Source organism: Tenacibaculum mesophilum (assembly GCF_003867075.1).
Classification (GTDB): Bacteria; Bacteroidota; Bacteroidia; order Flavobacteriales; family Flavobacteriaceae; genus Polaribacter; species Polaribacter mesophilus.
In genome coordinates this window covers 508,044-519,041 of the sequence record NZ_CP032544.1, presented here as the reverse complement: position 1 = coordinate 519,041, position 10,998 = coordinate 508,044, and the positions used below count along the sequence as shown (strand labels likewise).

The 10,998-nt window shown below is 27.0% G+C and carries 9 protein-coding genes; 1 reads left to right on the top strand and 8 read right to left on the bottom strand.

Annotated features, from left to right (window positions below):
- Window positions 1–37: 37 nt before the first annotated feature.
- A complete protein-coding gene (locus D6200_RS02480) occupies window positions 38–1,294 on the bottom strand; it encodes an MATE family efflux transporter (protein WP_073183559.1) in 1,257 nt (418 codons plus the stop codon).
- Between the two features lie 19 nt (window positions 1,295–1,313).
- The gene (locus D6200_RS02475) at window positions 1,314–1,592 is read right to left on the bottom strand and encodes an STAS domain-containing protein (protein WP_047788962.1); all 279 of its coding nucleotides are present in this window, start codon (window positions 1,590–1,592) and stop codon (window positions 1,314–1,316) included.
- 140 nt (window positions 1,593–1,732) lie between these two features.
- Between D6200_RS02475 and D6200_RS02470 the strand changes: the two genes are divergently transcribed.
- On the top strand, window positions 1,733–3,805 hold the full coding sequence (locus D6200_RS02470) for a tetratricopeptide repeat protein (RefSeq protein WP_073183561.1): 2,073 nt from the start codon (window positions 1,733–1,735) through the stop codon (window positions 3,803–3,805).
- Window positions 3,806–3,809: 4 nt separating this feature from the next.
- Here D6200_RS02470 and D6200_RS02465 read toward each other — a convergent pair whose 3' ends face one another.
- The 6 genes from D6200_RS02465 to D6200_RS02440 form a co-directional block, all read right to left on the bottom strand.
- Complete coding sequence (locus D6200_RS02465; protein WP_073183563.1) at window positions 3,810–6,404, bottom strand: T9SS type A sorting domain-containing protein; 2,595 nt, start codon at window positions 6,402–6,404, stop codon at window positions 3,810–3,812.
- Between the two features lie 114 nt (window positions 6,405–6,518).
- Complete coding sequence (locus D6200_RS02460) at window positions 6,519–7,226, bottom strand: LytR/AlgR family response regulator transcription factor (RefSeq protein ID WP_073183565.1); 708 nt, start codon at window positions 7,224–7,226, stop codon at window positions 6,519–6,521.
- A gap of 5 nt (window positions 7,227–7,231) precedes the next feature.
- Window positions 7,232–7,549 (bottom strand): Hpt domain-containing protein, encoded by a 318-nt coding sequence (locus D6200_RS02455; protein ID WP_047788966.1) that lies wholly within the window; start codon window positions 7,547–7,549, stop codon window positions 7,232–7,234.
- Between the two features lie 229 nt (window positions 7,550–7,778).
- The gene (locus tag D6200_RS02450; protein WP_073183568.1) at window positions 7,779–9,869 is read right to left on the bottom strand and encodes a PAS domain-containing sensor histidine kinase; all 2,091 of its coding nucleotides are present in this window, start codon (window positions 9,867–9,869) and stop codon (window positions 7,779–7,781) included.
- On the bottom strand, window positions 9,869–10,408 hold the full coding sequence (locus D6200_RS02445) for a heme NO-binding domain-containing protein (RefSeq protein ID WP_047788968.1): 540 nt from the start codon (window positions 10,406–10,408) through the stop codon (window positions 9,869–9,871). The genes D6200_RS02450 and D6200_RS02445 overlap by 1 nt, the downstream gene beginning before the upstream one ends.
- Window positions 10,408–10,818: a response regulator gene (locus tag D6200_RS02440; protein WP_047788969.1), complete on the bottom strand. Its 411-nt coding sequence runs from the start codon at window positions 10,816–10,818 to the stop codon at window positions 10,408–10,410. The genes D6200_RS02445 and D6200_RS02440 overlap by 1 nt, the downstream gene beginning before the upstream one ends.
- Window positions 10,819–10,998 lie beyond the last annotated feature (180 nt).

Sequence of the window (10,998 nt, the reverse complement as noted above, 5' to 3'; positions counted from 1 at the left end):
TTTTAGTTGAAATACAGATATCTGTAGTTTAATGGTATTAATGTTTAGATGTTGTTGGTTTTTTAGTATCTCTTAAAAGAAAATAACTTAATTGTAAACTTAATAATAGTGTCATTGCTAAAATTTGCATATTTACCACTTGACCTAATGTGTTATGATACAAGACTATAAAGATAATTTGTAGTAACCCAAAAATACCAGATGCTACGACTGGTATGTATTTATCTAAAGATAGATAATAGTATGCAAAAACGTTAGATATTGCAAAAACTCCCGTAGCAAGTGCGTACTTCCATAATAAAGGAGCTATAGCTATATAATCTTTCCCAAATAATATTAATACAACTTCTTTAGGAAAAAGAGAGCATACAGCAACTAATACCACAATTAGCAATGAAATATAACCTACATTTTTTAATAAAATTGAACGTGTGGGTTTGCCTTCCTTTTTTAATTGTACTACTTTTGGTAACAATAACATTACAAACATCCACGTTACAAAATAAACCACCCTACCTATTAAAGCTAGTGAAGCATATAAACCTGCATCATAAGTCTCAAAATAATGTTTTACCAATAAAATATCACTATTGTTAATAATTATTTGAGTAAGCTCATAAAAAACAGTAATTAAAAAAAAGCTACGTATCATTTTTCTTTGAGATACACTTAATTTAATTTCTTTTATTGGTTTTATCTTTTGAATCTTGAAAGGTATTAACCCAAATAAAAAAGAGCAAAAAATACCTATTGCAATAAGTATTGATGAATCTATTTCTAAAAAATATAATAATATTAGTGTAAACACCAGTCTACTTATCATTTCTAATTGATAAGTAACTGCTAAAGCTCCAAATTTTTTTTTACCCTGAAAAAAACCTCTATTAATACTCATTAAAAAGTATAATGGAACCCCTACTCCAAAAATAACGAACATATTAGATGTTGTTGTTTTAAAAAAAAGTTGTAAGTCTTTAGAATAATAAACTATTGCTATACCTAAAACAACTCCAGATATGACAGCTATTCTATTCATCTTATAAATAAACGACTTAAGAATTTTTTGCTCAAATATCACAGAAAATTTTGCTGTAACTAATTGAAAAGTCATAGCGACAAAAGAAAACACTAATAAAAAAGTTATCATAATTGCTGCATCAGCAAACTTTTCTGGCCCAAGAATTCTACCTAGTAATAGGTTATAAATATAATTTCCTCCATTTACTAAAAGAGCACTTATCATAAATAAATGCTCTGAGTTAATTCTATAATTATTTTTTATTATTGCTATCATACTGATTGCTATTTTGTTGTTAAGCTACTTGTGAAGAATAAAAATGATCATAAACTTCTTTGCATCCATACCCTACTACAGAGAACATTTTATGCTGTTTTAATGCAATTGCCATTAATGTTTTAATAGCATTCAAGCCTGTTACTCCAATCTCATTTACGTTATCAATGTTAATTACAACATTTTTACACTTTTCTATACAGTACTCAAAATGAATTATAAAAGATCTAACTGTTGTATTGTTAATTTTTCCGTTTAAATAAAAAGTTCCGTTGTTTTCTGAAATTTGTAAAGCCATGATTTAAAGTTTTTATAGGTTATTAACACTACAAATATCTCCTTAATATCCTCAAAAAAAACAGTTTATCGACGAAAAACAATTTACTTTCGATGAAAGATTAAATACTAATGCTTAACTTGCATTAACAAAAAAATAATATGAAACTTAAATATATTGCCCCTCTAATATTTTTTTTTATTAGTCTACATAGCCTTGCTCAAGACATGCAACAAGGTTACACATATTTAGAGACAGGTAAATACGATAAAGCTCTTGCATTTTTTAAAGAAATTCTTAAAACATACCCAAACAATAAAACTGCAAACTTATGTTATGGAAGAGCCGTTGGATTAAACGGAAATCCAACAAAAGCTGTTTTATTATTTGAAAATTTATTAAAAAAATTTCCTAATGATTTTGAAATTAAGATAAATTATGCAGAATCATTATTATGGGATAACAATTATACCTTTGCTAAAAAATATTATGAACAATTATTAAGAGAAGCTCCAAAAAACTTTACAGTACTTTTAGGTTATGCCAACACCTTATCAAACTTAAAAAAATACAAAGAAGCATTAATTTACATTAACAAAGCATTAATCATTTCCCCAAAAAATAATAATGCTTTATTATCTAAAAAATATATTCATTTAGGTTATGCTAATTTCTTAAAAAATAACCATAAATACACTATTGCTGAAAACTACTTAAAGAAAAACTTACATTTTTTTCCTAATGATAAAGAAACATTACTCAATTTAGCAGAACTATATCTTATTTCCAAACAATTAAAAAAAGCTGAAGAAACATACCTCGCTATTGGTAATAATCCCCAAAATTATTTAATTTCTTTAAATGGTTTATCACTCACAAATCATTTAAATTTTAAAGAAAAGGAGTCCTTAAAAATTAGTGAAAAAGCTATTAAAAATATACATATAACTACCGATGCTAAAACTATAAATCAAACAAAAGAAAGATATATACAAGCTTTGATTTGGAATCAAAAGTATAGTTTGGCTGAAAAAGAAATAAATAAACTGTTAGCTACAAAAGAAACTCCAGAAAACTGGATGCTTTCTTTAAGGGCTACCTTAAATATTTATAAGAGTGATTTTAAAAAAAGTCTTACTGACTATAATACTATTTTAAAAAAAGACACTGCTTCTTTTGACGGTAACCTTGGTAAGGCTAACACATTAAAAACTCTTGGTTATTATAAAAAAGCTTACAATAGTGCATACAGAACTCTACAGATATATAACAACCAAAAAGATGCCTTAAATTTTATAAATAATTTAAATAAAACCTTTACTCCTTTTACAGAAACTAAAGTATTATACTCTTTTGATAATGGTAATAATAACGCTTATTCTTTTTTAACCAACGTTGAGTTTCCAGTAAATACTAAACTTAAATTTTCAGCTAATTATACCTACAGAACAACTAATAATTCTGATACCGAAGATGAGGCTACTTCCAATAACCTTTTACTAGGAGCTTCTTATCAACTTAAAAACAACATTACTCTCAATGGTAGTATTGGAATAACTTCTTCTACCACAAAGGTAAATTCTTACAAACAGTTACTTACAGATGTAAGCTTACACATAAAACCTTTTAAACTTCAAAATTTAAGTTTTGCTTACAAAAGAGAGGTTCAAAATTTTAATGCTGCTTTAATAGCAAAAGAAATTGTTCAAAATAATTTTGTTGTTAATTATAACTTAAATACTAACTTTAATTTGGGATGGTTTACACAATATTATTACACTTCACAAAATGATAATAATAAAAGAGATTTAATTTTTACATCTTTATACTACAATGTATTAAAGAGACCTTATTTAAAGATAGGTCTTAATTATCAATATATTTCTTTTAAAAATCAAGTTCCAATACTGTATTTTAGTCCAGAAGAGTTTAACGCTTCTGAGCTCTTCTTAAACATAATTAAAAATGAAAATGATACTAAAACACATAAATGGTTTTATGAATTAACAGCAGCTGTAGGTTATCAATTTATTGAAAATAACGAAAAACAAAGTACTTACCGTCTTCAAGGTAAAATAGGTTATAAGTTAAATAGAAGAAGTTTTTTGAACGTTTTTGGAAATCAAAGTAATATTGCATCTACTACAGCTGCTGGTTTTGTTTTTTCTGAGGTTGGAATTCGTTTTAAATGGTATTTATTCAAAAAACCTCTTTTTAACAGTCAATTATTTTAATTTTTTATTCTACTAATAATTTAACTGTTTTATACTTTTGTTTTGTTCCTATTATTTTACATAAATATATTCCTGTTTTAAGATCTCCTTTTATAAAAGAAACTATATTCTCTCCTATTTTTGCCTCAAAAGTTATAGTTTTTACTATCCTACCCATTGAGTTATATATATTAATATTAACCAATTCTTCATACTTTGAGTTAAAATAAATTTTAGATACTGTTTTTACAGGATTAGGTACTACTTTAACTTGATTAGTTTGTAAGTTAAAGTTTGACACCTCTAATTTACTATTTTTAGAAAAATAAACATCTTGTAAATTCATTTCTTTAACTACCATACTGCCATCATCTGAAGTCATTGTAAATGTTATTGTAGTTATATCGTTTAATAGTAGTTCTTCTCCATTTTTTGACTTAAATTCTGAAAAAGGAATTTTAAACTCATTTAACTCATCAGTCAATAATATTGTTGTTTTAAATTGATTTTCCCATGATGTTATACTTTTTTTCAATAAAACTATTTCTACATTACCATTACCTCTTGCTTTAAAGTTAAAACTATTGTAGTCAGATAAATCTACAGCGCTAAAACGTGGAGTTAATGCTCTATATGCAGCAAAATAACTTTCTGTTGTTGCCTTTAAGTATATATTCCTCTCTATAGGGAAATCATCTTCACTAAATTTATTTTTATTTTGAAATACGTTATAATCTACTATGGTTGTGTTTTCTTGTGAGTCATCAACCCCCCAAGGACCATCAGACATAAATAAATCATCTGGAGTAGCAATACCATCACCTATTCTAAAACCTATATCAAATAAATTTCCTGTTGGTACTTTTATATTTGTAATATAATTTTCTTCTAAATTTAATGGTTGACTTGCTTTATTAAAAACATCTGTTTCCGTTCTTCTAAACCCTGAGTCAAAAGTTACTTTATCACTCTTATTTGTATTAATTATTTCTAGATCAAGTATTCCATTAACATATTTACCTTTTCTAACAAAAACTGTTGGTGCAGACGATAAATAATAAGCTGAAATTGGTTTTACTACTTCTAATAAATTAATTACTTCATCAGCAAGAAGATATAAATCATCTAACGAGTTTGACCATATTTGAAAATTATAAAAAGTAATATCTTTTTCATATTTATCTAAATTCCAATGGCTTTCTATAGAAAAATGGGTTTCATTATTTGTTGCTTTAGCTGATAAGCTTAACACAAACTCAACTGTATTATCAGCATTTCTTATTAGTGATTTTATAAACTGTTTTCCTTTAATTTCAATTGTTGATACTGAAACTAACTCTGCCCCTAGTAAACGATCACAGATATATTTTGAATGTTCATAAACTCCATTTTCGGTTTTCATTGCTAATATAGAAGCTACAGGAACATCGTTTTTCATATAATCTACTGAATAAATTTCTGTAGCATTTGTAATAGCCAACAGGTCTATTGGTGTTGATTCTATTACATTATCTTCCTTTATTACTTCTAAAGGGATGAAACTTTCTAACATAATTTCTCCTTTTGACCTCTTGCTATACTTTGCTGACTTTTTTAATTTTCTTGCACTTGCTCTATTAAATTTATAATTTACCTTGGTCCTATTGTAGTTCCTCTTATTAATTAATTCAGATAATCTTCCATTACTTTCCAATCCTCCTTCATTACCTCCAGATGTAGGAGCTAACATTACTCCACATACTCCAAAACCTGAACATGACGGATCTTGACAATCTACTAATCCATCTCCATCATCATCAATCCCATTATCACATATTTCTTGTGGCACTGGTGCAGTTGGGCATCTAGCACCATCGTTACTAGCACTTGATGGTCCAAAAGCAAATAAATTTGACTCAATATCGGTAGGCAGCTTTATATCTTGTACATTTTGAATTACGTAAATTGTTCCTGTTTGATTTGCTGATACGTAAAAACGCCCTGATAAATCAAAATATACTGCTCCATAAGTGTAATTTAGCCCTGAAAGAATTGGTACTACTCCTAGTGCTTCAACTTCATAAGTTCTTGGATTTATTCTGTATAAAATATTTGTTTTCTTTTCTACTGCGTATAAATTTCCATCTACCGCATTGAAGGCCCAATCGTGAATGTTGATATTTTGAGATAATGTTTCGGTTTCTAGGTGTTTTTCATATGTTGGCGAGTTAGGGTTTAAATCTATTTTGTAAAAAGTAGTCCCTCCTCCTTTTAAAAAATATACTCCCTCTGAGCTAATATCACCCACATACCTATTATTTGTTGGTAATTCATTTATATATAAAGTTGTTGTTGAAAAATCTTTTCCAATACGAACAATAGTTTTTTCTGGACTAGTTAAAGACCCCCAAATATATCCATCAGTTGGATTATAGGCTGCTGCATTTATGTTTCCTTGGGTAATATCTTCTTTAACTAAATAAGAATTTCCTGATGCTAAATCAATAGAATAAACATCGTTATACTGAAATAAATATGCATCGTATACACAATTGAAAGGCTCTTGTGCTATGCTTGAAAAAGAAAGTAATATTATTTTAATGTATAATATTTTTTTTAATAGTATAGTTTTGTTTTTCATAATATTTTGTGTTTGATATATCACAAAACTATGACTATTAATACTTTAAAAAGTTTACAACACGTTGTATTAGTTATTAGTATAGACGAAATGCATTTTTATTTAGATGGAATGCTACAGTAAATCTAAACGCTTCATTAACTCAGGTCTTTTTGATCTACTTACAGGAACAACATCTTTTTTTATTAAAACACTATTATCTTCTATATCTATAATTTTTTTTAAGTTAATTATATAAGAACGATGTACTTTTAAAAACAATGTATCAGGCAACTTTTCTTCTATTTTTTTTAGTGTGGAGTGTACTATATAATTTTTTTCTTCTGTTTTTATATTTATATAATCTCCTTTAGCCTCTACTAAATATATTGAAGGTAAATCTATTTTAATAAGGCGCCTATCTATATTTATATAAAAATCATTTTTTACTTCAGTAGGTGAAGCTATTTTTTCTAATGGTTTTTCTATATTTTTCTTATGAGCTTTTTCTACTGATTTTTTCAAACGGTTAACATCCAATGGTTTCAATAGATAATCAATTATACATTCATACTCAAAAGCTTCAATTGCAAACTTAGGGTCAGATGTTGTAAGAATAACTAGGGGTGGTGATTTTAGGGTTTTTACAAAATCTAAACCAGTAAAATCAGGCATGTGAATATCTAAAAAAACAAGATCTACCTTGTGCCCTTCATTTAGAAATTTAATTGCTTGTAAAGCATTAGAGAACTCTCCTAACACATTTATAGTACTTATATCATCACACAAAGTTTTGATAATAGTTCTTGCTAACTTTTCATCATCAATAATAATACAATTCATAAAATTTAAATGGTTTTCAAATAATTTGTTATTATAACTAATATTTTTTCGAACTCATCAACTTTATCAATCTTATTATCTCTTAAATTATGTTCAAATTCATTAGCTAATTCATAACTTTTTTCAAGACCTAAAATACTAATTTTATGTTTAATTCTATGAACATTATCTTCTAATTTTTTACAATCTCTCTCCTCTAAGCTCTCGTAATAATCATTTTTTTCTTCTGGAAATTCAGTCTTTATTATATCTATCAATGTATTTTTTATTGACTCATCTCCTCTTGCTAACTCATTAACATAGTTTAAATTCGGGGTTTCCATACTTATTATTTTGGGGGCTTCTACTTTTTATAAAATCTAAAATAATAATTTTATATGAAAACTCATATTAATTTTCGTTTTATCGAAATACAAAAACCTGATTTAAAAACATATACATATATTTAAGTTAGCTACATCAGAGCAAGCTTATGAAGTATTTATAAAAAAAGTTCTTAATTTTCGACGCAAACATCGTAGTATTTACCCTAGTTGCGCTTAATGTAATATTTTATTTTTTTATGGTAAAGTAAAACGTTGTACCGATACCTAATTCACTTTCTAACCACATTGTTCCTCCATACAACTGTACTATTTTCTTTACAATAGAAAGTCCGATACCTGTTGACTCTTTACTTTCTTTTAAAGAATGAAATATTTTAAAAATACGATCATGGTATTTTTTTTCAATTCCAATTCCGTTATCTTGTACTGAAAACTGATAAAATGAAGGTTTTTCTGTAAAGCTTATGTTTATTACTCCTTTTTCTTTATCTGAAAATTTAATTGCATTACTTATTAAATTTTGAAAAAGTTGCTGGTATTTAATAGAGTCTCCTTTTACAGTAGGTAACTCTTCTAGGACATTTATAAAAATGTTTTCAGGTATATATAGTGTTTGAATTAAGTTATTTATGATTATATTTAAATTTACTTCTTCTTTTTCTCTTACCTCTGAGCCTGCGCTAGAATACTCTAGAATACTAGAAATTAAATTCTCCATTGTTTCTAAAGTGTCTCCTATCAAATTAAAGTTTTGAAGTGTAGTATCATCTAATTTACCCTCATTATCTGTTTTTATCCAAGAAACTAAAGCATCAATACTTCTTAATGGAGATTTTAAATCATGAGAAACAACATGTGCGTATTCATTTAGTTCATTATTACTTTTCTCTAATTGTTTTAAAAGTTGTAAATTTTCTTTTTCAGCTTTTTTTCTCTCTCTTAAGTTTATAGCACTCTTTAATTGCATAGATACAAGACTTGCTATATTTTCTAATGTATGTAAGTTTTCTTCTCTGTAATAATTTTTTTCTTCGTGTTCAGAATCAATAACACCTATCACCTTACCTTCACTAATTATAGGAACTGCTATCTCAGAATATCTAACCTTTTCACCAACAACGTATCTATCATCCAAAGAAGTATCGTTTATAATTTCGCCTTTTCCTGTTTTTGCAACACTTCCAATAATACCTTCTCCAATTGATAAAACATCTTTAATTATCTCTCCTCTATCTAGTCCAAAACTATATGAAGCAATCTGTTCTAATGTGTTATTATCATTGTTTAACAAATATATTACACAGTCTTGAGAGTCTAAATATTCAGCTATTTTTTCAGTTACTTCCCAGGCTATTTCATAAATATCATCTTTTCCTAAAATAGATTTAGCCAATTCATTAATCATATCAATAATTAATGCTCTTTCCCTTTGTAATGTTATATCCTCTATGATAGCAACTTGAAATTTTGTTTGTCCTAGAGCATCATTTACAGAGTTTACATTAACTCTAGCCCATAAAATAGAACCATCTTTTCTTTTATATCGTTTATCTATCACATAATTATCTATTTCGTTTCTTTCCATCTTACCTAAATGGTTCATAGACAACGAAACATCATCTTTAAAAGACACTTCTTTAATAGTTAATCCTGCAAACTCCTCTTTAGAATACCCTAAAAGTTCTTCTATAACTTTATTCGTTCTTATAACTTTACCGTCTTTGGCTAATGCTATTCCTAAAGATGAATTTTCAACAATTATATCTAACTCTCTCTTCTGCTCTTCAATTAACTCTGTTGCTCTCTTACTTTCTGAAATGTTTCTAATAATTCCTTGTGCAGCTATTTTTTCATTCTTTTTATTATAAATTATACTGGCATTAATTTGAACCCATTTTACCTTTTTATCCTTACTAATAATTCTGGAAGTGTAGTTTGAAAAAGTACCTGTTTCGTACAGTTTACCAAACGACTCAAAAGCATATACTGTGTCTTCAGGATGTAGTAAAGATTTTACATTTAAATCTTCTTTTGATATATCATAGCCAAAAAGTTCTTTAGCAGCATCGTTCATTGTTAAGACATTCCCCTCTAGATCCATAACTAGGTAAGAGTCGTTAATATTTTCAAAAACTCCTTTTAGTTGTGAAGACTTCTCATTTAATAATTCCTCTAACTTTTCGTTTGTTTTTTTTAGTTTTTCAGAAATTAAAAATAATTCTCTAGATTTATCTTCTAATATTTTTTCAGCTATTTTTCTTGCTGCCTTTTCTCTTTTTAAAGCTCTTTTTAATATCTCTATTTCATTTTGACTCATTAATTTTTATTGATAATAAATTTAACTTCTGTTCCGTCTTCTTTAATCTTTTCTAATATTATTGTTGCACTACTATTAAAATGTTCAAATGTTTTATTCATTAAACCTAATCCGAAATGATGCATTGCTCTATTGGACTTATAAATCATTACTAATGATGTGTCTGTTCTACTTTCAACTATAAAAGTGGGTAATTCTGCATCTGGATAAATTTTTCTCACCTCTACATGAATATGATTTTCTATTGAAGAAAGCATTTCTATGGGGTCATTAAAAGACTCTAAAAGTCCAGAATAACTTTCTTTCAAAACACTAAAAAAATGTTCCGCATAAATAAGTAACAAGTCATCTATAGAAACACCTGTATTCGAGCTTAGGTTTTCAAGTAATTGTAACATTTCAGAAAAACTATAAGTTCCTATAGAAGTATATATCCCATCAGATTCTAACTCTGATTGGGATATAATTTTATCTACCATTTCTAAACCAAATTTTTCTTCTACTAAATCTAAAAACTCTGTAAAAACAATTCCTTTCATTAATTATTTTTTAATTCATTAATAGCCCAATACGACAATGTTATATCTATTTTCGTAATATAATCTTCATACTTTAAAGGCTTTAAAATGTACCCTGAAATACCTATTTTATAACACTCTACAATGTCTTTTTTATTATTAGACGTTGTTAATACAATAACTGGTATGTGCCTAAAATCTTCATTTTTTTTAATTATTGACAAGAACTCAATACCACTTATTTTCGGCATATTCAAATCAAGCAAAATTATATCAGGATCAAATCCTTCATTTAACTTTTCCAGTGCTACATCGGCTGTCTTAGCCTCTATTATTTTATGCTTTAGCTTAAGTAATGAAACTGTCCTATCCATTTTCATTACTTCAATAGTATTATCTTCTATTAAAAGGACATTAAGATTTTTCTTCATTTTGTTTTCTGATATATTTATTAACTATACCAATATTAATGCAAATTCTTAACACTCCATCTAAAAATAGACTACTTATACCTAACTATCGATGAATGAACAAAAAGTATCGATGAACATTTTGAACAATTTTCATACAATATATAAAAAAAATAATACTGTTACAAATTAAGCATTTCT

Bases quoted from the DNA above. Each gene is read 5' to 3' on its own strand.
- D6200_RS02480 (WP_073183559.1), bottom strand. From the start codon at position 1,294: ATGATAGCAATAATAAAAAATAATTATAGAATTAACTCAGAGCATTTA.
- D6200_RS02455 (WP_047788966.1), bottom strand. From the start codon at position 7,549: ATGGAAACCCCGAATTTAAACTATGTTAATGAGTTAGCAAGAGGAGAT.
- D6200_RS02440 (WP_047788969.1), bottom strand. From the start codon at position 10,818: ATGAAGAAAAATCTTAATGTCCTTTTAATAGAAGATAATACTATTGAA.
- D6200_RS02475 (WP_047788962.1), bottom strand. From the start codon at position 1,592: ATGGCTTTACAAATTTCAGAAAACAACGGAACTTTTTATTTAAACGGA.
- D6200_RS02450 (WP_073183568.1), bottom strand. From the start codon at position 9,869: ATGAGTCAAAATGAAATAGAGATATTAAAAAGAGCTTTAAAAAGAGAA.
- D6200_RS02445 (WP_047788968.1), bottom strand. From the start codon at position 10,408: ATGAAAGGAATTGTTTTTACAGAGTTTTTAGATTTAGTAGAAGAAAAA.
- D6200_RS02460 (WP_073183565.1), bottom strand. From the start codon at position 7,226: ATGAATTGTATTATTATTGATGATGAAAAGTTAGCAAGAACTATTATC.
- D6200_RS02465 (WP_073183563.1), bottom strand. From the start codon at position 6,404: ATGAAAAACAAAACTATACTATTAAAAAAAATATTATACATTAAAATA.
- D6200_RS02470 (WP_073183561.1), top strand. From the start codon at position 1,733: ATGAAACTTAAATATATTGCCCCTCTAATATTTTTTTTTATTAGTCTA.